23 protein-coding genes are annotated in these 23274 nt (G+C 40.3%); 20 read left to right on the forward strand and 3 right to left on the reverse strand.

Features of this window, described 5'->3' with window-relative positions; genetic code table 11:
- The first annotated feature begins 69 nt into the window (after nt 1-69).
- The 5 genes from pabB to HW098_RS01220 all read left to right on the forward strand — a co-directional run bounded on the left by pabB (nt 70) and on the right by HW098_RS01220 (nt 5158).
- Complete coding sequence (gene pabB, locus HW098_RS01200) at nt 70-1791, forward strand: aminodeoxychorismate synthase component I (RefSeq protein ID WP_176139026.1); 1722 nt, start codon at nt 70-72, stop codon at nt 1789-1791.
- Nucleotides 1792-2409, forward strand: a complete 618-nt coding sequence (locus HW098_RS01205; RefSeq protein WP_176139027.1) for an alpha/beta hydrolase — start codon at nt 1792-1794, stop codon at nt 2407-2409.
- A 49-nt stretch (nt 2410-2458) separates the two neighbouring features.
- Nucleotides 2459-3151 (forward strand): excalibur calcium-binding domain-containing protein, encoded by a 693-nt coding sequence (locus HW098_RS10695; protein ID WP_176139028.1) that lies wholly within the window; start codon nt 2459-2461, stop codon nt 3149-3151.
- 110 nt (nt 3152-3261) lie between these two features.
- Entirely contained in the window at nt 3262-4221 is a 960-nt protein-coding gene (locus HW098_RS01215) for an ROK family glucokinase (RefSeq protein WP_033684051.1), read from the forward strand.
- A 97-nt stretch (nt 4222-4318) separates the two neighbouring features.
- Complete coding sequence (locus tag HW098_RS01220) at nt 4319-5158, forward strand: thymidylate synthase (protein WP_176139029.1); 840 nt, start codon at nt 4319-4321, stop codon at nt 5156-5158.
- A gap of 170 nt (nt 5159-5328) precedes the next feature.
- Here HW098_RS01220 and HW098_RS01225 read toward each other — a convergent pair whose 3' ends face one another.
- The gene (locus HW098_RS01225; protein WP_001051780.1) at nt 5329-5499 is read right to left on the reverse strand and encodes a DUF3042 family protein; all 171 of its coding nucleotides are present in this window, start codon (nt 5497-5499) and stop codon (nt 5329-5331) included.
- 120 nt (nt 5500-5619) lie between these two features.
- Here HW098_RS01225 and miaA point away from each other — a divergent pair, with 120 nt between their 5' ends.
- Genes miaA through HW098_RS01250 form a run of 5 tightly spaced genes read left to right on the forward strand, consistent with a single transcriptional unit; the run spans nt 5620 to nt 10071 of the window.
- Nucleotides 5620-6504 carry a tRNA (adenosine(37)-N6)-dimethylallyltransferase MiaA gene (miaA, locus tag HW098_RS01230; protein WP_176139030.1) on the forward strand — a complete coding sequence of 295 codons (885 nt, stop codon included), beginning with the start codon at nt 5620-5622 and terminating at the stop codon, nt 6502-6504.
- Nucleotides 6497-7735 (forward strand): GTPase HflX, encoded by a 1239-nt coding sequence (gene hflX, locus HW098_RS01235; RefSeq protein WP_176139031.1) that lies wholly within the window; start codon nt 6497-6499, stop codon nt 7733-7735. Before miaA ends, hflX begins: the two co-directional genes overlap by 8 nt.
- Nucleotides 7728-8351 (forward strand): cystathionine beta-lyase, encoded by a 624-nt coding sequence (locus HW098_RS01240; RefSeq protein WP_176139032.1) that lies wholly within the window; start codon nt 7728-7730, stop codon nt 8349-8351. The genes hflX and HW098_RS01240 overlap by 8 nt, the downstream gene beginning before the upstream one ends.
- A 14-nt stretch (nt 8352-8365) precedes the next feature.
- On the forward strand, nt 8366-9295 hold the full coding sequence (gene rnz / locus HW098_RS01245; protein WP_176139033.1) for a ribonuclease Z: 930 nt from the start codon (nt 8366-8368) through the stop codon (nt 9293-9295).
- Between the two features lie 20 nt (nt 9296-9315).
- Entirely contained in the window at nt 9316-10071 is a 756-nt protein-coding gene (locus tag HW098_RS01250) for an SDR family oxidoreductase (RefSeq protein WP_176139034.1), read from the forward strand.
- 53 nt (nt 10072-10124) lie between these two features.
- Here HW098_RS01250 and HW098_RS01255 read toward each other — a convergent pair whose 3' ends face one another.
- Nucleotides 10125-11033: a LysR family transcriptional regulator gene (locus HW098_RS01255; protein ID WP_025169857.1), complete on the reverse strand. Its 909-nt coding sequence runs from the start codon at nt 11031-11033 to the stop codon at nt 10125-10127.
- Between the two features lie 732 nt (nt 11034-11765).
- On the opposite strand from HW098_RS01255, the gene HW098_RS01265 reads away from it, so the two are divergent.
- The 7 genes from HW098_RS01265 to HW098_RS01295 all read left to right on the forward strand — a co-directional run bounded on the left by HW098_RS01265 (nt 11766) and on the right by HW098_RS01295 (nt 17697).
- Entirely contained in the window at nt 11766-11873 is a 108-nt protein-coding gene (locus HW098_RS01265) for a QVPTGV class sortase B protein-sorting domain-containing protein (protein ID WP_004256158.1), read from the forward strand.
- Between the two features lie 129 nt (nt 11874-12002).
- The gene (locus tag HW098_RS01270; protein ID WP_176139119.1) at nt 12003-12737 is read left to right on the forward strand and encodes an ABC transporter ATP-binding protein; all 735 of its coding nucleotides are present in this window, start codon (nt 12003-12005) and stop codon (nt 12735-12737) included.
- Between the two features lie 12 nt (nt 12738-12749).
- Complete coding sequence (locus HW098_RS01275) at nt 12750-14765, forward strand: FtsX-like permease family protein (protein WP_176139035.1); 2016 nt, start codon at nt 12750-12752, stop codon at nt 14763-14765.
- A 926-nt stretch (nt 14766-15691) separates the two neighbouring features.
- Complete coding sequence (locus tag HW098_RS10385; RefSeq protein WP_240149438.1) at nt 15692-16420, forward strand: ATP-binding protein; 729 nt, start codon at nt 15692-15694, stop codon at nt 16418-16420.
- The gene (locus HW098_RS01285; RefSeq protein ID WP_176139037.1) at nt 16401-16997 is read left to right on the forward strand and encodes a response regulator transcription factor; all 597 of its coding nucleotides are present in this window, start codon (nt 16401-16403) and stop codon (nt 16995-16997) included. The genes HW098_RS10385 and HW098_RS01285 overlap by 20 nt, the downstream gene beginning before the upstream one ends.
- A 47-nt stretch (nt 16998-17044) precedes the next feature.
- Complete coding sequence (locus HW098_RS01290; protein ID WP_176139038.1) at nt 17045-17314, forward strand: YqgQ family protein; 270 nt, start codon at nt 17045-17047, stop codon at nt 17312-17314.
- Entirely contained in the window at nt 17314-17697 is a 384-nt protein-coding gene (locus HW098_RS01295) for a rhodanese-like domain-containing protein (RefSeq protein ID WP_173307423.1), read from the forward strand. The genes HW098_RS01290 and HW098_RS01295 overlap by 1 nt, the downstream gene beginning before the upstream one ends.
- 33 nt (nt 17698-17730) lie before the next feature.
- On the opposite strand, the gene HW098_RS01300 is transcribed toward HW098_RS01295, so the two are convergent.
- Nucleotides 17731-18456: a 16S rRNA pseudouridine(516) synthase gene (locus tag HW098_RS01300; RefSeq protein WP_173307424.1), complete on the reverse strand. Its 726-nt coding sequence runs from the start codon at nt 18454-18456 to the stop codon at nt 17731-17733.
- A gap of 161 nt (nt 18457-18617) precedes the next feature.
- Between HW098_RS01300 and typA the strand changes: the two genes are divergently transcribed.
- From typA to HW098_RS01315, 3 genes are all read left to right on the forward strand, one after another.
- Nucleotides 18618-20459: a translational GTPase TypA gene (typA, locus tag HW098_RS01305; protein WP_000164111.1), complete on the forward strand. Its 1842-nt coding sequence runs from the start codon at nt 18618-18620 to the stop codon at nt 20457-20459.
- Nucleotides 20460-20478: 19 nt separating this feature from the next.
- The gene (locus tag HW098_RS01310) at nt 20479-20733 is read left to right on the forward strand and encodes a DUF3165 family protein (protein ID WP_023932983.1); all 255 of its coding nucleotides are present in this window, start codon (nt 20479-20481) and stop codon (nt 20731-20733) included.
- 519 nt (nt 20734-21252) lie between these two features.
- Nucleotides 21253-23274: a bacteriocin-associated integral membrane family protein gene (locus HW098_RS01315; RefSeq protein ID WP_176139039.1), complete on the forward strand. Its 2022-nt coding sequence runs from the start codon at nt 21253-21255 to the stop codon at nt 23272-23274.

Below are 23274 nucleotides of genomic sequence, written 5' to 3' on the forward strand. Positions count from 1 at the left end.
AGGACTAGTAAAATGAAAAAAGGTAGATCAGCTTTGTCTGTATCTGCCTTTTTATGCTATACTTAAGGTATGCATAGAAAAACAGTGATTGATTTTAGGGCTTTGGGGGAGCGATACATCTTTACCCAGCCTATCAAAGAGTTAAAAACCAGAAATTTAACAGAAGTAACAGCCTTATTGGCACAAGTGGAAAGTTACCAAGAGCAGGGCTACTATGTGGTGGGCTATGTCAGCTATGAGGCTGCACCTGCTTTTGAGGAAAAATTAGCAGTTCATAAAACTCCTTTATTGGCAGAGTACCTGCTATATTTTACCGTTCATGATAGCGTAGAAACATCCCCTATTCCTCTGATGTATGATGAGGTTGATTTGCCTTCTGATTGGCAGGAAGTAACGTCTGCAGAGGACTATGAAAAGGCGATTGCCCAGATACATCATCATTTGCGGCAGGGAGACACCTATCAGGTCAACTACACCGTCCAACTCAAGCAGGACTTAAGCGCTAATCCTTTTGCCATCTACAATCGTATGGTGGTAGAGCAGGAGGCGGGTTACAATGCTTATGTTGAACATGATGAGATGGCAGTCATTTCCATGAGCCCAGAGCTCTTTTTTGAGCAAAATGGCCGCGAGTTGACAACGCGACCAATGAAGGGAACGACTCAGCGTGGCATGACTGACAAAGAAGACTTGGAGCAGGCCAGTTGGTTGGAACAGGACCCTAAAAATCGCTCTGAAAATATGATGATTGTGGACCTCTTGCGCAACGACATGAACCGTATTTCTGAAGTGGGGAGCGAGCACGTGGAGCGTCTGTGTCAGGTAGAGCAGTATTCAACTGTCTGGCAGATGACTTCGACCATCAAGAGTAAGTTGCGAGAGGATGTTGACCTTGTAGAAATCTTCCGCTCACTCTTTCCTTGTGGTTCCATAACGGGCGCTCCAAAAATTGCGACTATGGAGATTATAAAGGACTTGGAGCCGCAACCGCGCGGAGTCTACTGTGGAACGATTGGTCTCTTGCTTCCACATGGGAAACGGATTTTCAATGTCGCCATTCGTACCATTCAACTGTATCAAGGGAAAGCCATCTATGGAGTTGGCGGAGGCATTACATGGGATAGCACTTGGGAATCTGAATACCGCGAGGTTCATCAAAAGGCGGCAGTTCTTTATCGTAAACAAGCTCGTTTCCAAATAATTACAACTGGAAAAATCAGTCAGAAGAACTTGTTGTTTGAAGATCAACATTTGGAAAGACTGAGAAAAGCTAGTCGATATTTTGCTTATCCTTTTGACCCAGAAATTTTGAGACAAAAGATTGAAGCAGAGTGTCAGGATTGTGAAGTTAATCAAGATTACCGCTTGCGAATTTCTCTCAGCAAATCTGGAGAGATAGAAGTCAATCGTCAAATATTGGAACCTTTCAGTCCGACCTTCTGCAAAGCCGAACTTTTCCTTCAGGAAGCGAATTTGCAACAAGCATTTACCTATTTTAAAACAAGCCACCGACCGCATTTGAGCATAGGGGAACAAGAGAAGATTTACCATAATGCAAGAGGAGAATTGCTTGAAACCTCTATCGGAAATTTGGTTCTGAAAATCGCTGGGAAACTCTACACACCGCCTATCCGACTGGGAATCTTACCAGGAATTTACCGTCAGCATTTGCTGGAAATAGGAGAGGTAGAAGAGAAAGTCTTGACCTTGGCAGATTTAGCCCAAGCAGAAGCTATTTACGGTTGTAATGCAGTGAGGGGCTTGTATGAATTAAGCCTAGAGGAGAACTAGATGAAACTGGTATTTTTACACGGGTTAGGGCAGTCGGCAGAAAGTTGGAAAGAAGTTCGGAATTTACTGACAGATTATCCTTCTGAGGCTATCGAGTTATTTCCTTCTGGAGTTAGCAGCTATCAAAAAGCCAAGGAGCGAGTTTATCAACACCTAGCTCAAGAGACAGAACCTTTTGTTTTGATTGGATTGTCCTTAGGTGCTGCCCTGGCACTAGAACTTTCCAGTTACGATTTACCAAATCTTCGAGCTTTGGTTCTATCAGGATGCCCGCTTAAATTAGCAGGGAATATCCTATTTTATGTTCAGTTGCTGATTTTTAAACTACTTCCTAAAAGGGTATTTGAAAAACAGGGGGCAGACAAGACTTTTATAATAGGTATTTCCAAAGAATTGAAGACACTTGATTTAACGGATATAGCAGGGATTTGCCCCTATCCAACCTTACTAATTTGTGGCAGCAAAGATAAACCGAATCTTAGTTCTATGAGAAGTCTTCATAAACTAATATCAAAATCCCAATTTCAGATTATCCCAGACGGCCCTCATGTCTTGAATAAGGAAAAACCAAAGGAGTTTGTAGAAAAGACCAGAAGTTTCCTTGAATTACTGAAATAAGTTTGATAAAATAATATTGAAATCGATAACATCGTTAGAGGAGAACCAAATGGACAAACGTCTATTTTTAAAAATGAGTCTGGCTACCTTGTCAGTTTTAGCCTTGTTTTCACAATCTGTTTTAGCAGAAGAAAACATCCATTTTTCTAGCTGTAAGGAAGCTTGGGCTAATGGCTATTCAGATCTTCATGAGGGAGACCCTGGGTATTCTGCCAAGTTAGACCGCGATCATGATGGTGTGGCTTGTGAATTGAAAAATGCCCCTAAGGGTGCCTTTAAAGCAAAACAAGAGACTACAACTCAAACTGATACAAGTTCAGCAACAACAAGTGGCTGGGTTAAGCAGGATGGTACTTGGTATTACTTTGATGGAAATGGCAATCCAGTGAAAAATGCATGGCCGGGAAGCTATTACCTGAAAGAAGATGGTCAAATGGCACAGAGCGAATGGATTTATGATGATTCTTATCAGGCTTGGTATTACTTGAAATCAGATGGATCTTATGCAAAGAATGCATGGCAAGGAGCTTACTACCTTAAGTCAAACGGTAAAATGGCACAAGGTGAGTGGGTTTATGACTCTTCTTACCAAGCCTGGTATTACTTGAAATCAGATGGTTCTTATGCTCGCAATGCATGGCAAGGAAACTACTATTTGAAATCAGATGGCAAAATGGCTAAGAATGAGCGAGTTGATGGAGGCCGCTACTATGTAGATGCCTCAGGTCTCTGGAAACCATAAATCAGATAAAATTTAGAAAGTTAATGCAAACCTTTGCATAAATGACTGAATTTTGTTATACTATATCTGTAAGCATTTTCAGTTAATTCATAATGAAAAAGGAGAATATGATGAGTCAAAAGATTATTGGGATTGACCTTGGTGGAACTTCTATCAAATTTGCAATCTTAACAACAGCAGGAGAAATCCAAGAAAAATGGTCTATCAAGACTAACATTTTGGATGAGGGAAGTCATATCGTAGATGATATGATTGAGTCTATTCAACATCGTTTGGACTTGCTTGGATTGGCAGCAGCAGACTTCCAAGGTATCGGAATGGGGTCACCAGGTGTGGTTGACCGTGAAAAAGGAACTGTTATCGGTGCCTACAACCTCAACTGGAAAACCCTTCAACCAATTAAAGAGAAAATTGAAAAAGCCTTGGGCATTCCATTTTTCATCGATAATGATGCCAACGTGGCAGCTCTTGGTGAGCGCTGGATGGGTGCTGGAGATAACCAACCAGATGTTGTCTTTATGACACTTGGTACAGGTGTTGGTGGTGGTATCGTCGCAGAAGGCAAATTGCTTCACGGTGTGGCTGGTGCAGCAGGTGAGCTTGGCCACATCACTGTTGACTTTGACCAACCAATCGCATGTACTTGCGGTAAGAAAGGTTGCCTTGAGACAGTTGCTTCAGCAACAGGGATTGTCAACTTGACTCGTCGCTATGCGGATGAATACGAAGGCGATGCAGCCTTGAAACGTTTGATTGATAACGGAGAAGAAGTAACTGCTAAGACTGTCTTTGACCTTGCAAAAGAAGGAGACGACCTCGCCTTGATCGTTTACCGTAACTTCTCACGTTACTTGGGAATCGCTTGTGCTAACATTGGTTCAATCCTAAACCCATCAACAATCGTAATCGGTGGTGGTGTGTCAGCTGCAGGAGAATTCCTTCTACAAGGTGTTCAAAAAGTCTACGACGAAAATAGCTTCCCACAAGTACGCACATCCACTAAATTAGCTCTTGCAACTCTAGGAAATGACGCTGGGGTTATCGGAGCAGCATCACTTGTATTGCAATAAAATAATAAAAGAGGAAAAATGCTAACCTAGAGTTAGTAATGTTCCTCTTTTCTTTTTTATGCTATACTAGTTAGGACAATAAATGAGGTGAGAGAGAATGACAAAAGCAGATACGATTTTTAAAGAGAATATTGAACGCATCCTCAAAGACGGTGTCTTTTCTGAGCAGGCCCGTCCCAAGTACAAGGATGGGACAGTTGCTAACTCTAAATATGTAACTGGTGCCTTTTCCGAGTATGACTTATCTAAAGGAGAATTCCCCATCACAACTTTGCGCCCTATCGCTATCAAATCAGCTATCAAGGAAGTGCTCTGGATTTACCAAGACCAGTCAAATAGCCTAGAGGTGCTTAATGACAAGTACAATGTTCACTACTGGAATGACTGGGAAGTGGGAGATACGGGAACTATTGGTGAGCGCTATGGTGCTGTTGTTAAGAAACACGACATCATCAATAAGCTTCTCAAACAGTTGGAAGCCAACCCTTGGAACCGTCGAAACATTATCTCCCTTTGGGATTACCAAGCTTTCGAAGAAACAGATGGGTTGCTCCCATGTGCCTTTCAGACTATGTTTGATGTCCGCCGTGTAGATGGGGAAATCTATCTGGATGCGACCTTGACCCAGCGCTCCAATGATATGCTGGTGGCCCACCACATCAATGCTATGCAGTATGTGGCTCTTCAAATGATGATTGCCAAACATTTTGGCTGGAAGGTTGGGAAGTTCTTCTACTTTATCAACAACCTCCATATCTATGACAATCAATTTGAACAAGCTCAGGAATTGCTTCGTCGTGAACCGTCAAATTGTCAACCACGTTTGGTCTTGAATGTACCAGACAAAACCAACTTCTTTGATATCAAAGCGGAAGATTTTGAGTTGGTGGATTATGACCCTGTCAAGCCACAGTTGAAGTTTGACCTAGCTATTTAAAACTCTTCGAAAATTTCTTCAAACCACGTCAGCGTCGCTTCATCAACAACCTCAAAACAGTGCTTTGAGTAACCTGTTGCTAGCTTCCTAGTTTGCCTTTGATTTTCATTGAGTATAAAAGAATAGAAAAAAAAGAAGTTGAGACAATGAATCCCAACTTCTTTTGTTTCTTAACGTGATACGCGGCGGCGAGCTGCTTTTTTACGGTTTTCTTCGATGAAAGCTGCTTTTTGCTCTTCTGGTTCGATTACTTTCTTTTTAAATGCGTATACTGCACCTGCAACGGCAGCGACAGTTCCTGCGACACCTGTTACAAGACCTTTAGCGAATCCTTTAGCCATGAGTCTTCCTCCTTTATATTCTCAATCAGCCAGCCTCCTCAAGAGGTCACATTTTTCTGACTGACCTTTTTGTGTTATAATAATAGTAACGAAAAAATGGAAATTTTTCAAGGAAAAAAGATGAAAACAAAAATAATTGTGATTGTTGGACCGACTGCTGTTGGAAAAACAGCTCTTGCTATTGAAGTGGCCAAGCGTTTTAATGGCGAAGTGGTTAGTGGAGATAGCCAGCAAGTCTATCGAGAACTTGATATTGGGACGGCTAAGGCTAGTCCAGAAGAGCAGGCAGCTGTTCCCCATCATTTAATCGATGTTAGAGAGGTAACCGAGTCTTACTCGGCTTTTGATTTTGTTTCAGAAGCTAAGATGGCTATTGAGGATATTCACAGCCGTGGCAAGCTAGCCATTATAGCCGGTGGGACTGGGCTTTATATCCAGAGCTTGCTAGAAGGTTATCACCTGGGTGGGGAGACTCCCCATGAGGAGATTTTGGACTATCGAGCTAGTTTGGAGCCATATTCAGATGAGGAATTAGCTCATCTGGTGGCGCAAGCAGGTCTTGAGATTCCCCAGTTTAATCGTCGTCGTGCAATACGTGCCTTGGAAATTGCCCATTTTGGTCAGGATTTGGAAAATCAAGAGACCTTGTATGAACCACTGATTATCTGCTTGGATGATGAGCGCAGTCAATTATATGAACGAATCAATCATCGAGTGGATTTGATGTTTGAAGCTGGACTTCTAGACGAAGCCAAGTGGCTCTTTGACCATTATCCAGATGTGCAGGCTGCTAAAGGAATTGGCTACAAGGAACTCTTTCCTTACTTCCGTGGAGAGCAGACCTTGGAGGAAGCCAGTGAGAGTCTCAAACAGGCTACTCGTCGTTTTGCCAAGCGTCAGTTGACCTGGTTCCGTAATCGCATGCAGGTCACCTTTTATCAGATTGGAGAAGCTGGTGTGCAGGACCGCATTTTAAGCCAGATAGAGGAGTTTTTAGATGATTGAAACGGAGAAAAAAGAGGAACGGGTTCTGCTGATTGGTGTAGAATTGCAGGGAATGGACAATTTTGATCTCTCCATGGAAGAATTGGCCAGTTTAGCGAAAACGGCAGGGGCAGTCGTTGTAGATAGCTACAAACAAAAACGTGAAAAGTATGACTCCAAGACCTTCGTTGGCTCTGGTAAGTTGGAAGAAATTGCGCTTATGGTGGATGCAGAAGAAATCACCACTGTCATCGTCAACAACCGTCTGACCCCAAGGCAAAATGTCAATCTAGAGGAAGTTCTCGGTGTCAAGGTCATTGACCGTATGCAGTTGATTTTGGATATCTTTGCTATGAGAGCTCGAAGCCATGAAGGGAAGCTCCAAGTTCATCTTGCCCAGCTCAAGTACCTCTTGCCTCGTTTGGTTGGTCAGGGGATTATGCTCAGTCGTCAGGCAGGGGGAATTGGTTCCCGTGGACCTGGTGAAAGCCAGCTGGAGCTGAACCGTCGTAGTGTTCGCAACCAAATTACGGATATCGAGCGCCAGCTCAAGGTGGTTGAGAAAAATCGGGCGACTGTCAGAGAAAAACGTTTGGAGTCCAGCACCTTTAAGATTGGTTTGATTGGTTATACCAATGCTGGGAAATCAACTATCATGAACACCTTAACCAGTAAGACCCAGTATGAGGCTGACGAGCTCTTTGCGACTCTAGATGCGACGACTAAGAGTATTCATCTGGGAGGTAATCTCCAAGTAACTTTGACAGATACCGTTGGATTTATCCAGGATTTGCCGACAGAGTTGGTGTCCAGTTTTAAGTCAACCTTGGAAGAAAGCAAGCATGTGGACCTTCTGGTTCATGTTATCGATGCCAGCAATCCTTATCATGAGGAACATGAAAAAACGGTTCTCTCCATCATGAAAGACTTGGACATGGAGGACATTCCTCGTCTGACTCTTTATAATAAAGCGGATTTGGTGGAGGATTTCACGCCGACCCAAACACCTTATGCTCTCATTTCTGCCAAGTCTGAGGATAGTCGTGAGAATTTGCAGGCTTTGTTTTTAGAGAAAATCAAGGATATTTTTGAATCTTTTACCCTGCGCGTGCCTTTTTCTAAGTCCTACAAGATTCATGATTTAGAAAGTGTTGCGATTTTGGAAGAACGTGATTATCAGGAGGACGGCGAAGTGATTACAGGCTATATTTCTGAGAAAAACAAATGGAGGTTAGAGGAATTTTATGACTGATATTAAAGCGTTGGCTCTAAAATATGGGGGCTATACAAGTCTGGATAAGGTCTATCTGGATCAGCTTCTAGCTGGTAAAACAGAGCAGGAGCAGTTGGCACTGATCACACCTCCTCCAAGTGTAGTCAATGCTTACTTTGCAGAACTCTACCAGAAAAAGAGTCCCCAAGCTGCGACGGATTATTTTGCAGAACTCAGTCAGGAACTGAATCTCTACAATACTGAGCCAAGTTTCATCCTAGAAAATAAGCCTTTTATTCGTCTTAACCTATCTGGTAAATCCTTTGGTTTTTGTTATGAGAGTGAGGGTCTTGGTCGGATTTTCTCTGAAAATGAAGAGAAAATTTCAGATGACTTGCTCTTTGAAATTGCGCAAATTTTCCCCCATCAACTAGTCTTTGAAGAGTCTGGCAAGATTTATATGAAGGATGTCGGAGATGAGGAAGTTGTTAGCGTGGAAAATCTTACAGCTTTGACTGATTTGGAAAGCTTGGCGGATGGTCGTAAACGTCTCAAAGGTTACAGCCAAGAGGAGTTATTACAAGAAGCTGTTGCTTTTTCTGGCAAGCGCTATTTCCGATCGGAAAACCGCACAGCCATGTTATATATTGATTAATTAGAAAGTATCGAATGGATATTCAATTTTTAGGAACGGGGGCAGGTCAGCCCTCTAAAGCCCGCAATGTTTCAAGTCTTGCCCTGAAACTCTTGGACGAGATTAACGAAGTCTGGCTCTTTGACTGTGGAGAAGGTACGCAAAATCGCATTCTGGAAACCACAATTCGACCACGTAAGGTCAGCAAAATCTTTATCACCCACCTGCATGGAGACCATATCTTTGGCTTGCCAGGTTTCCTTTCTAGCCGTGCCTTTCAGGCTAATGAAGAGCAGACTGATTTGGAAATCTATGGACCGCAAGGAATCAAGTCATTTGTCTTAACCAGCCTTCGTGTGTCAGGTTCGCGCCTGCCTTACCGCATTCATTTTCATGAATTTGACCAAGATTCTCTAGGAAAAATCCTTGAGACCGATAAATTCACTGTGTACGCGGAAGAATTGGATCACACTATTTTCTGTGTTGGTTACCGTGTCATGCAAAAGGATTTGGAAGGAACGCTGGATGCTGAAAAACTCAAGGCGGCAGGTGTCCCATTTGGCCCACTTTTTGGAAAAATTAAAAACGGTCAGGACGTTGTTTTGGAAGATGGTACTGAAATAAAGGCAGTAGACTATATCTCAGCGCCACGTCCAGGTAAAATTATCACTATTCTTGGTGATACTCGTAAAACTAGTGCCAGTGTGCGTCTGGCTGTCAATGCTGATGTCCTAGTCCATGAATCGACTTATGGCAAGGGCGATGAAATAATTGCTCGTAATCATGGTCACTCTACTAACATGCAAGCTGCACAAGTAGCGGTAGAAGCAGGTGCCAAACGACTATTGCTCAACCATATCAGTGCCCGATTCCTTTCAAAAGATATTAGTCAGCTCAAGAAAGATGCGGCAACGATTTTTGAAAACGTCCATGTGGTTAAGGATTTGGAAGAAGTGGAAATCTAGCAGTCACAGAAAGGAACAGTATGCCTACTATTCTCATTACCGGAGCTAGCGGTGGTCTAGCCCAAGAAATGGTTAAACTTTTACCTGAAGACCAACTCATCTTGCTTGGTCGAAATAAGGAAAAATTAGCCCAACTCTACGGAAATCATCCCCATGCAGAATTGATTGAAATTGATATTACCGATGACTTAGCCTTAGAATCTCTGGTAACTGACCTCTATCTCCGCTATGGCAAGATTGATGTCTTAATTAACAATGCTGGTTACGGGATTTTTGAGGAATTTGACCAGATTTCTGACCAAGATATTCACCAGATGTTTGAGGTCAATACCTTTGCCCTGATGAATCTGTCTCGTCGCCTTGCGGCTCGAATGAAGGAAAGTCGAAAAGGCCATATCATCAATATTGTTAGTATGGCAGGTTTGATCGCTACTGGCAAGTCCAGTCTCTACTCTGCGACCAAGTTTGCGGCCATTGGTTTTTCAAATGCTCTGCGCCTTGAACTCATGCCCTATGGTGTCTATGTGACAACTGTTAATCCAGGACCTATCCGTACAGGATTTTTTGACCAAGCAGACCCAGATGGTACCTATCTCAAGTCGGTTGAACGCTTCCTGTTGAAACCAGATGCAGTGGCTAAAAAGATTGTCAAGATTATAGGAAAAAAGAAACGAGAACTTAATCTCCCGATTTTGTTGAACCTAGCCCATAAGTTTTATACTCTCTTTCCCAAGCTAGCAGATAAGTTGGCAGGGGAAACTTTTAATTATAAGTAAAAAGAACCAATGTGCAGGTTGTTGCTAGCCTACATATTGGTTCTTATCATTTCTCAACTATCAAATTGAACTTCTTCTAGTAGATAGTCGATAAAGCGTTCGCCCATCTTGGATAGGCTGGTTTTTTCATGCTGGATATAGACTAGCTCAATGGAGTCGTCAATATCCAATGGGATGGAAACGATGTTGTCTCCGTTGAGGTTGCTGTTCAAAATCCCTGTCGCAATGGTATAACCATCCAGACCAATCAAGAGGTTAAAGAGGGTAGCACGGTCGCTGACTACGATAGATTTTTTGTGGTATTCCTGCGAGAGAATCTCTTCAGAGAAGTAGAAGGAGTTGTGAGTTCCTTGATCATAACTTAGATAAGGGAAGTTTTCCAAATCAGACAGTTTCACCTTGTCTTTCTTTGCCAGAGGATTGGTCTTGCTGACAAAGATATGGGGCTGGGCTGTGAAGAGATGGTGAGCCAGCAGGTGGTTGTCATCCAGCATTTTCGTTAAAACATCACGGTTGTAGCTGTTTAAGAAGAGAACACCGACCTCACTACGGAAGTTCTTGACGTCGTCGATAATTTCCCAAGTTCGCGTTTCACGAAGAAAAAGTTCGTATTTCTCCATATCGCTTTTTTTGAGCAAAGAGACAAAGGCATTGACCACAAAGGCATAGTGCTGAGAGGAAACGCTAAAGAGTTCGCGGTGGGCAACAGGATTTTTATAGCGTTCCTCCAGAAGCTGGGTCTGCTCGACAACCTGACGGGCGTAAGAGAGAAACTCCATCCCATCACGGGTCAAGGTGATGCCCTTGGGATTGCGGATAAAGATCTCAATCCCCATTTCATTTTCCAAATCTCTCACAGCATTGGAAAGACTCGGCTGGGTGATAAAGAGTTGCTTGGCTGCCTCATTCATGGAGCCAGTTTCGACGATTTTGATAATATAATGTAATTGTTGAATTCTCATGTTTTTATTGTACCACACTTGCGTCAGAATCGCCAAAGAAGATAGGAAAATCAGGGGCATTGTGTGAGTCTCTGTAAAGTAGTTAAGAAGAAACTTCTAAATCATTTAGTAAATAAGGTAAAAAAGTAGCTGAGCAAGGTATGTATTGGGCACTATAAAAATTTTCCTCGAAAATAAGAAACTTGCACGATTTACTCATTACTTAGCCAATACTAGAGTTTATACTAGTTACTGTAAAGATGATCATTTAAAAGAAGGAAGGAGGCAACTTTATGGCTAAAAATACAAATCGTTCAGAGATTGATTCTCTAAGTTTTGAGGTTGAAAAGCAGCAATCAGGAGCTGGTGATACACAGATTTTAAAATGACACTAGCAGGTCTCTGTGGATTGTGTTTCACCTATTCCTATGAGTGTACGAGAAATAATGTTCGCTGTTAGATAAAACAAAAGGAAAATTCTAGTGTTTTATTACAAAACATTGACAACATTTTGATTTGGTGTTATATTTACGGGGATAAATACAAATAAAACAAGACAACTTTGAGATTGATTCTTTGGATTATGGAAATTAATAGCCAAGAATTGGATGGAAAATCTGCTGCTGGGTAGGGTACGACTGTTAGATTAACAGCACAGGGGCGCTGTGGTTGGTGATTGACATATTCTTATGAATGTATTTCGCCAAACGTGCGCTGTGGGTAAAACTCTCTATTTTTTGACAGGAGGATAAAATGGAAGGAATTATTGGAACACTAGAATTCTATGCACCTGTACTGGTCTTAGGAGTTGTTGTCATAGGGATTGTTTACTTTATGAAAAAAAGAAACGATCGCAAATAATCAACATTGACCGATACCTAAAAAAGTATCGGCTTTTTATAGCATAAATATATTGCACAAAATACTCATGGCAAACTTTGAAAGAAACCGTATAATGAGAGAGTAATAAAGAAACGGAGGAATGAAATGATGAAACAGCTTATCGTGACAGGATTAACGAAAACATTTGGTCAAGGGGATAATATCGTTCATGCTTTATCAGATGTGAACTTGTCCGTTGAAAAAGGTGAATTTCTGGCAATTATGGGGGCCAGTGGTAGTGGAAAAACAACACTCCTCAATTGTATTTCAACGATTGATAAACCAACATCAGGTGAGATTCGATTTGAAGATTTTGACATCATCCATGCCAAGGAAAATGAACTAGCTGACTATCGTGCTAAAAATATTTCCTATATTTTCCAAGCTTACAACTTGGTGGAAACCTTGACAGTTTATGAAAATATTGTTCTACCTCTTCAAATTCAGGGGAAAAATATCAAAAAACATCAGGATAAGATTGAGGAAATTTTGAATAAGTTGGCCATCCAAAACTTAAAAGATAAGTTTCCTAATCAGTTATCAGGTGGCCAGCGACAACGTGTGGCAACTGCTAGAGCCTTGATTGATGATTCTAAACTGATTATCGCAGATGAGCCGACAGGAGCCTTGGACTCTGCCAATTCTGAAAAACTGATGGCGCTTTTGCAGGAAATCAATAAAAGTTTTGGTATTACCATTTTACTGGTTACGCATGACCCTGCTGCAGCAAAGTACTCTTCACGGATGGTGCTACTTAGCGATGGAAAGATTATGGATGATTTGGAACGTCACAGCTTATCTAATGAACAGTATTTGCAAGAGATTTACAGCCGTACCAGATAGGAGGGGGAGAGTATGTATCCAAAATTGATTTTACGAAATGTATTTCGAAATTTACAGACCTATACCATCTATTTTTTCAGTCTGACCTTGATTTATAGCTTGCTCTACGCTTTTAATGCTTTACCAAGCCATCCAGTGATGCAAAGTTTATCAGGAGCAAAGGAAATGTTGACGACGGTGATGAGTCAGTACATGGGCTTGCTTTCCTATCTGATTCTATCGGCGATTGCCTTTCTCGTCGTTTATTCCACAAACTTTGTCCTGGGACGGCGTAAGAAAGAGCTGGGACTTTATGCAACGCTGGGAATGAAGAAGAAGCAGATTATCGGTACCCTGTTCTTTGAAACCATGCTGGTCAATATCTTTTCCTTGATTCTAGGTTTCTTGCTTGGATTGATTTTACTGGTCATTCTAGCTAAGATTGCATCTGAGTTTTTTATGGCCAATTACTTTGGTAGTCTGCTTTTCTTTGATAGCAAGTCTGTCATCTTACTAGTTTATTCCTATTTGGTAACCAGTCTTATTGTTGGTGTCATGGACATTCTTACCTTTAGAACGCAAAATATCATTGCACTCATTCAAGAAAATGGGGTCAAGAAATCTGTCTTGGCAAAAGGCAAGCCAGTTCTTCAAGCACTTCTCTTTATTCTTTCGACAGCTGTTATCGGTTTTGGTGCTCTCTATTTTTCAGACTATCACCATCTATCACTCTTGAAAAGTTGGGGTATCTTGCTGGTATCTGTCTTCGTGATTTTTGTGATTTTATTTTACAATACCTTGAGCCATTTTATCTTGGTCTCCCTTAGAAAACTGCCTCAAACCTACTATAACAAACTAAACACTTTTAAAATCCGTCAATTTTCAAAACAAGCTGATAGTAATTCGGTCACGTTGGCTGTCTTATCCTTGACCTTGACACTGGCTCTCAGCTTACTCGTTTTTAGTGGTAGTGCCTATACGACTATGAACCGAGAGCTGAACAAATACTCACCTTATGATGTAACTGTCAATCTCTACCGTGGTAAAGAGTTTCAATTTTCTCAGGAATCTGTCAAAGACAGATTGAAAGCCGATGGCTTTGACTTTAATTTCATCAAAGAAGAGTACAGCTATCCTATCTATTCTAGTGATTTAACCTATAAAGATTTGATTGATACCAGCAATCTCTGGGAGCATGATAAGGAACTTCCTGAATCAAAAGTACCGATTTTAGGAATTTCTGCCTACAATTATCTCCGCAAACTGCAAGGTGAAAGAGAGGTTGACTTGGCAGATAACCAATTTCTGATCAATGCTAACTATAAAGGAACTGCCAAGCAGATTCAGGACTTTCTATCAACGACCAAAACCCTCATGATTAACGGTTATTCTCTTAATCTTGCGTCTTCAAAGCCACTTGAAACAGTTTACTTTTTATCGTCAGTAGGTACAAATGACACAGGAACCTTAATTGTACCAGATACGGTAGTAGTTGGATTGACGGAAGACCACACGACCTATGTTGCCAATTTCAAAGAAAATATCGACAAACGGAAAGTAGAAACATTCTTAAGTCAGTGGATAGAAAAATACTACTTCACTCGTGATGGAGCAGAGTTGAATTCGTTCACCTATCAAACGAAAGGAAGAATTTTTGAGATTTATCTTGGATTTATGGGGGTCATTGTCTTTGTCATGATTTTTGTCAGTGTTATTTTTATCATTATTTCCCTCAGTATCTTGTCTCTTCAAACTTCTACAAGTGCTTTGGATAGTGTTAATGATTATCAAATCTTATACCTTCTTGGGAACAAGAGAAAGCAAAATCGCTCTATTCTTTTGCAACAGATTCTAAGTTATTTCTTGGTTCCGCTGGTCATCGCAGGTCCGCTAGCACTTGCCTTGAGTACCGCTCTTTTGGGCTATTTTGAGAATTTCGCTAATACCAGTATTTCTATTGATATCACCTATCTGGGAGTAGCGGTCTTACTCTTTGTCCTTTACCTGCTAGTGACTTACAGAGTAAGTTGGCAAATGATTGAAAATTAAGTCAAATACCAGAGTTGCCTATCCGACAATTCTGGTATTGTGTTATAATGATATTAAAGTAGTTCAGGAAGTGGATACATATGAAACAGTTTGTCAAATTGATCTCGAAAAACTCACTTTTATTGTGGTGGTTGACGATTTTTAATCATCTAACTTTGATGATTTATATTTATTATAGGATTCCTCTGGACTTTTCGACAGATTTTTCCTTACAGATGGTTTTATTGCTGATTATTGCTTTAATTGTATTTAGCTATATTTGTAATATTGTGACCTTTCGGTATAGTGAGTTAAAACTTTGGTTGCTCCTGATGATGTTTCTCATTAGCTGGCAATCCATCTTTAATCAAGGAGTTGCGAACACCCTGTTGCACTTTTTTGATATTCTTCATCCGCTCAACTCTTTTTTATTGGTGTATAGTTCTCTGTCTATTATCTTTCTGGGAGAGAAAATGGGAAAAGAACTGTTGAGTGTGTCCTTTGTGTTGACACTAATCACCATTAGTTCGTATCTGTTAAGTCCTTCAATTTTTCTATTTCTGTCCTTGTTTGCGTCTTTCTTTTTAAACCTTGTTCCCTTGATTTTACTGATTTTATATCATAAAGAGTTGAAAAGTAAACTCAAGTATCAGAGACGAAATTTGTGGATATTAGCTTTGATATTGCCTCTTTCTTATTTCTTTTTGTATATCAATACGAGGGGCTCAGGAGTGATGAACCTAGTCTGGTATCTGGAAATTGTTGGCATTTTAGCTTTTTTACACTTCAAAACAATTATCAGCTCTCTTCAAAAAAAGGTATCAGAGTTGAAATTGTCCTATATAAAAGCTTTTTCACACTTGTTTTTATTGGTTATGTTTTTGTTAGTAGGCATTTTCATCATCTTTCGTCTCGATTTAAACACGAGCTTTTTGGTCTTGAATATCATGTTACTATTGTTCGGGATTTGTTCGGAAGAATTGATTCGTCTCTTTCGTTCTGCTGAGATGCTAGATGCTAGGGATTATGTAAAAGTTCTCTTTTTAAAGCGTAATCGTATGGTGAAAAGTCTGCTGGCAAATGAAGACACAGAACAACAGTTCTCCGAATTTCTTCACAATGAAATCCTGCAAAATGTGATGGCGATAAAAAATTTCAATAAATATAGTAGCAATCAAGCTTTTGGTGAACAGATCAATCTGGTGACAGAGGAGTTGGTTCAGCGGATTCGTGAGCGGATGGATTATTATCAGCCAATGGTAGAAACAGACGAGCAGTTAGACATCCAGTATCAAGGGCTGATTAATCGGATTGTCAAGCGCTATCACGCAGAAAATGAAGTCGTTACACAGTTTCCTGCCCACTTTAGGCTTTTATCTCCTTACGATAAAATTGCCTATCGTCTGGTTGAGGAATTGGCGACCAATGCCGTTAAGTACGCTAGTGGTGGAAGGATTTCTTTGAAGATTGATGTGCATGATGACGCTATTTTTATCATTTCTGAAAATGACTGCCTTCAAACAGAAAAATCCTTAGGTTATGGCTTGAAAAATATGTCTAATAAAATTAGTGTTTTAGGTGGTCAAATGCAGATTTTTGAAAATAATAAGAGATTTCGTGTAGAAATTACTCTCCCGATTGATAAGGAGTTGTGTTATGAAAATTTTGTTAATTGATGATCATAAATTATTTAGCCAAAGTATCAAGATGATTTTAGAGTTATCGGAAAACATTAAAAAGGTCCAGTTAGTAGATAATTTTTCGACTATTTCGGAGATTGCTTTTAATGACTACGACATTATTTTGATTGACATCAACCTGACGAGTCTGTATCAAGCTGATGGGCTGACCTTGGCACAAGAGATTATCGACAATGGTTGTTCTAGTAAGGTTGTGATTTTGACAGGTTACAGTAAAAAAATGTATGAATACCGAGCTAAAGCAATGGGAGCTTATGGCTTTCTGGACAAAAGTATGGATCCAGATGAGTTGGTGAAAAAACTGGAAAAGATTTATCTAGGAGGTAAGGTCTTTTCAGATGAAGTGATGGTAGAGGTGCTAACATCACGAGAAATCGAGATACTAGAACTGGTTAGAAATGGCTTGACCATTGATGATGTCTGTGACAAGGTCTATGTGAGTAAACGTACAGTTTCTAATCACTTGGCCAATATCTTTTCAAAATTAGGAGTGGCTAACAGGCAGGAGGCGATTCATATCGCTGAGCAGTTGGGCTATTTTCCACCAGATTAAAAAGTTGCAGAAGATGCAGCTTTTTTAATTTCTGTGCTACTTCTTGTGTGAGTCTCTTCTTGAAAAAAACACAAAAATTTGCTAGAATGAGTCTTATGAAAACATTCTATGATGTGCAGCAATTCCTCAAACGATTTGGTATTATTGTTTACATGGGAAAACGCTTATATGATATTGAACTGATGAAGTTGGAACTCTTTCGGATTTACGATGCAGGGTTGATGGACAAATTAGACTATCTGGAAGCAGAAGCGGTTCTTCGCAGAGAGCACAAGGTAGAATTGGATTATATTGAGAAAAATGGAGAAAAGAACTAATGGTTACTTGGATTTTGTGGGCACTTATACTGGCAATGTTGGCGTGGATGGGCTTTAACTATTTTCGTATTCGCCGTGCGGCTAAAATTGTAGACAATGAGGAATTTGAAGCCTTGATTCGTACGGGTCAATTGATTGATTTGCGCGACCCAGCTGAATTCCACAGAAAACATATCCTTGGGGCCCGCAATATTCCTTCAAGTCAGTTGAAGACTAGTCTTGCTGCCCTTCGTAAGGATAAACCTGTCCTTCTTTACGAAAACCAACGTGCGCAACGTGTCACAAATGCGGCCCTTTACTTGAAAAAACAAGGTTTTACTGAGATTTATATCCTTTCTTATGGTTTGGATTCTTGGAAAGGGAAAGTCAAAGTTGAGAAATAAGAAAACGAGCTTGGATGTTTCCGAGCTCATTTTTTAACCACTTTTTCTGAGAAAGTCACGAATGCTTGCCAATTCTTGGGAGTTTAGGGGTCGATAGTCCCCTTCTTGAAGATTGTCATCCAAGCTCCAAGGTCCAAAATGGGTGCGTTTGAGGGAGGTCACCTTGACACCAACCGAGAGAAACATTTTCTTGACTTGATGAAATTTTCCTTCTGAAATGGTGATGGAGGCTCGACTGAGGGAAGGACTTGCAGATAGAATCTCTAGTCTTGCAGGTTTACAGACAGTACCATCTAAAAAGACAATTCCTTTTTGAAAGGCTTGGATATGGTCAGGTGTCAGAAGTCCATTAACCTCAACTCGATAAGTCTTATCGACATGATATTGGGGATGGAGGAGCTGAAAGCCCAAGGGACCGTTATCGGTCAAGAGGAGGAGGCCGGTCGTATCTCGGTCCAGTCGGCCGACGGCATAGAGCTTATCAGACTGGATGTCAGGTGACAGCAGGTCCATGACAGTTGGAAGTTCCCTGTCTTTATTGGCTGTAACGACACCAGCAGGCTTATGAAGCATAAGATAGGTATGCTCATAACCTTGAATGATTCGGTCCTGAAAAAGGAGTTCCTGTAGCCCTGTATCGATATTCTGGGCTAGGGAGCGGGCTGGGCAACCATCAACTAGAATTTCCTCTTTGAGTAAGGCTTGCTTCATGGCCTTTCGGCTAACTTTTTCTTGGGCTAATAAATTATCTAAACGCATACTGTGCCTATCTTATCATAAGTCGCCTTCTTTGAAAAGGCTTGACGTGAAAAGAAAAGCGGAGTGAAAACATTTACACTTGCTTGAATTATGTTATTTACTTGAAATTATGGTATAATCGTTCAGTTAGAAAATAAATTTTGAATATTATAGAGGAAATCATGACAAAATTAAGAGAAGATATCCGTAACATTGCGATTATCGCCCACGTTGACCACGGTAAAACAACCCTCGTTGACGAATTATTGAAACAATCAGAAACGCTTGATGCACGTACTGAATTGGCAGAGCGTGCTATGGACTCAAACGATATCGAAAAAGAGCGTGGAATTACCATCCTTGCCAAAAATACAGCCGTTGCCTACAACGGAACTCGTATCAACATCATGGACACACCAGGACACGCGGACTTCGGTGGGGAAGTTGAGCGTATCATGAAAATGGTTGACGGTGTTGTCTTGGTCGTAGATGCCTACGAAGGAACAATGCCACAAACTCGTTTCGTATTGAAAAAAGCCTTGGAACAAGACCTTGTCCCAATCGTGGTTGTTAACAAAATCGATAAACCATCAGCTCGTCCAGCAGAAGTAGTGGACGAAGTATTGGAACTTTTCATCGAGCTTGGTGCTGATGATGACCAGCTTGACTTCCCAGTGGTGTATGCTTCAGCGATTAACGGAACTTCTTCATTGTCAGATGATCCAGCTGACCAAGAAGCTACGATGGCACCAATCTTTGACACGATTATCGACCATATCCCAGCTCCAGTAGATAACTCAGATGAGCCTTTGCAGTTCCAGGTCTCACTTTTGGACTACAATGACTTCGTTGGTCGTATCGGTATCGGTCGTGTCTTCCGTGGTACTGTTAAGGTTGGGGACCAAGTTACCCTTTCTAAACTTGATGGCACAACTAAAAACTTCCGTGTTACAAAACTCTTCGGTTTCTTTGGTTTGGAACGTCGTGAAATCCAAGAAGCCAAAGCAGGTGACTTGATTGCCGTTTCCGGTATGGAAGATATCTTTGTCGGTGAAACCATCACTCCGACAGACGCAGTTGAAGCGCTTCCAATCCTACACATCGATGAGCCAACTCTTCAAATGACTTTCTTGGTCAACAACTCACCATTTGCTGGTAAAGAAGGTAAATGGGTGACTTCTCGTAAGGTGGAAGAACGCTTGCAGGCTGAATTGCAAACGGACGTTTCCCTCCGTGTTGACCCAACTGATTCACCAGATAAATGGACAGTTTCAGGTCGTGGAGAATTGCACTTGTCAATCCTTATTGAAACAATGCGTCGTGAGGGATATGAACTTCAAGTATCTCGTCCAGAGGTTATCGTAAAAGAAATCGACGGTGTTAAATGTGAGCCATTTGAACGTGTTCAAATCGACACTCCAGAAGAATACCAAGGTTCTGTTATCCAAAGCCTTTCTGAACGTAAGGGTGAAATGTTGGATATGATTTCAACTGGTAATGGTCAAACTCGTTTGGTCTTCCTTGTTCCAGCGCGTGGTTTGATTGGATACTCAACTGAGTTCTTATCAATGACTCGTGGTTACGGTATCATGAACCATACCTTTGACCAATACTTGCCATTGATTCCAGGGGAAATTGGTGGACGTCACCGTGGTGCCCTTGTTTCTATCGATGCTGGTAAGGCTACAACTTACTCAATCATGTCTATCGAAGAACGTGGTACAATCTTTGTCAACCCAGGTACTGAGGTTTACGAAGGAATGATCATCGGTGAAAACTCTCGTGAAAACGACTTGACAGTTAACATCACTAAGGCAAAACAAATGACTAACGTTCGTTCAGCTACTAAGGACCAAACAGCTGTTATCAAGACACCTCGTATCTTGACACTTGAAGAGTCTCTTGAGTTCTTGAACGACGATGAGTACATGGAAGTAACGCCTGAGTCTATCCGTTTGCGTAAACAAATCCTTAACAAAGCAGAGCGTGAGAAAGCTAACAAGAAGAAAAAATCAGCTGAATAAGAGCTAGAAAGAGAGAAAGATGGTCTATTTAGTCCTAGGAATTTTACTGCTCCTACTCTATGTATTTGCAACACCAGAAAGCATTAAAGGGACAGTCAATATCGTCGCTATGGTATGTATTTTAGTGGCACTTTTGGTTTTGTTGGCTCTATCTTTTCTGAAAATTTTTCAATTACCAACAGAAATGTTCCTAGCAATAGCCATGTTAATCCTAGCTTACTTTAGTGTGAGAGACATCACACTCATGCCAGTCAAAAAAAGTAAAAGAAGATAAAAAAGAGAGTTTCGGCTCTCTTTTTTGCTAGGAATTTTACAGTAGTTCGAATTGCTTTTTAGTTAATATCATCTCTTTTGCTTGGATAATATGAATGGGAAAAACTGAACTTAAATTCTTTCCCGACATCTATTTCTAAGGAAACTTTAAAATTCTATTACTAATGATATCTTAGTAAAATATGTTGATAGATTATATAAAAAGTGATATACTTAAGTTATAAGAAATCGTTTTCAAAATAAGAAAGGATTAAATTTATACTCAATGAAAATCAAAGAGCAAACTAGGAAACTAGCCGCAGGTTGCTCAAAGCACTGCTTTGAGGTTGTAGATAAGACTGACGAAGTCAGTCACATATATAATCCAAGGCGACGTTGACGCGGTTTGAAGAGATTTTTGAAGAGTATTGTTGTCTTGGTGCTTAGGGTGTAATGGATTAAACTAGGAAAATAATTCTAAGAATTTATAAAAGATAAAATCTTTTTCTATAGGGTTATTCTCTTATACAAGGAGTCTACTATGAAGAAACTATTCATATTATTATCAACTTTTTTTCTCAGCATCTTCCTTGCTTGGATTATTGTCTTACGTGCGCCACAATATTTATATGCAAGCTATGATTCCGTCTCCTTACTTCGTGTCAAAAAAGATACTCAGGAACCGACGCGTGAGGTATTTGAACAGGAATTGGAGAATTTTGCAAACTCAGAACAGAGTTTAATAGCTAGGAGAATTGTAGAGCCGAGTAAGGATGGGACGACTCACTTTACTTATGCAACTTATGGTCAGGGAACTTTACCAAAAGAATTCCAAGAAGCTAGCCAAGAAAGTCGTGAACGTAGTGATCCGCTAAATAGTTATCTCCTTTTGTCAGGCTCCTTGACGAAAGAAAAGCTTGCCGATAAATTAGGAGATTTGGGTTATAAAGCAATTGCTGACCGAAAGACACCTCCCTATTCTCTTGCTTTTCGAATGTTACTAAATCCACTTATTTTAATTAGTTTAGCAATATTTGGCTTATCTTTCTTTGCTTTAGTGATTATCACTCGGATTAAGGAAATGAGAGAAGCAGGTATAAAACTCTTTTCTGGTCAGACTCTCTTATCCATTATGGGGCATTCTTTATCTACTGATATCAAGTGGCTCCTTCTATCAGCCCTCCTTTCCTTCCTAGGTGGGGGAGTCGTTCTTTTTAGTCAAGGTTTGTTTTATCCTATCTTGTTAGCCACCTATGGTTTTGGGATTACTTTCTATCTGTTGTTTTTATTGGGTATTTCAATTTTACTAATGCTTCTTTATCTAATGAGTTTGAGTTACAAAGCATTAGTTCCCGTTATTAAGGGAAGATTACCCCTCAAACGCTTGATGGCTTTAACCCTATTGTGTCAGTTGGTTGCTGTCTTTACAGTGGGATACGCTGTTAAGACAGGTTTGACGTCTTACCAACGATTGAAAGAACTTGAAATTTCAAAACAAGCATGGCATGACAGAGTAGACTATTATCAAATTTCTTTTGGCTTAGGTGACAGAGTAAATGATACAGAAAATCAGAATAAGTGGTATGAATTTTCCAAAGAAGCAGTTGAACAAGAACAGGCTCTATTTGTAAAAGAGAATCTCATTCATTTTGCAAATCCTCAAGGAAAAAATGAAAACGGGGAAACACTGGATACCTATAGTCCAGATGCTAATGTTCTCTATGTGAGTCCAAGTTATTTAGACAAGGAAAATGTGGCTGTAAATGATGAGACTAGACAGAAACTAGCTCATCTTCAAAAAGGGGAATTTGGACTCTTATTACCAGAATCTCTTCGTTCACAGGAAGCAGAACTTAAGAAAGTTTTTGAAGAACGTTTGAACTATTACGGAAAATCAAGCGAGGATAAAGACGCTCCTTTAGAGTATGAAATGAGAGCGATTGTTAGCTATCTTCCAACAGGACAAAAACGCTTTGTTTATAATAACGGTGAAAGTCCAGTATCTATTCAGTACTTAACCGATCCGATTTTAGTTGTATTTACTCCAACATCTACAGGTGATAGTTTCATTTCAAAATATGTTTGGTCTATCAATGCTGGAAAACAACTCTTTATCAAAGGATATGAGAGTGGGCTAGAACTCTTAAAGAAAGCTGGAATTTATGAGCAAGTATCCTATCTTAAAGAAGGAAGAAGTGTTTATCTAACTCGTTATAATGAAGTTCAAACTGAAACAGCAACTTTAATATTAGGAGCTATTGTTGGGATAGCCAGTTCCTTATTACTCTTTTATTCTGTCAATCTTCTATATTTCGAGCAATTCCGCCGAGATATCTTGATTAAACGAATTTCAGGTTTACGATTTTTTGAAACACATGCTCAGTATATGGTTAGCCAATTTGCCAGTTTTGTATTTGGTGCTAGTTTCTTTATTTTAAGCAGTCGAGACTTGGTGATTGGCTTGCTCACTTTATTCGTCTTTCTAGCTAGCGCAGTTTTGACGCTTTACCGTCAAGCCCATAAGGAATCTCGTGTTTCTATGACAATTATGAAAGGAAAATAG

Origin of the sequence: Streptococcus sp. 1453 (assembly GCF_013276955.1) — a bacterium.
Taxonomy (GTDB): Bacteria; Bacillota; Bacilli; order Lactobacillales; family Streptococcaceae; genus Streptococcus.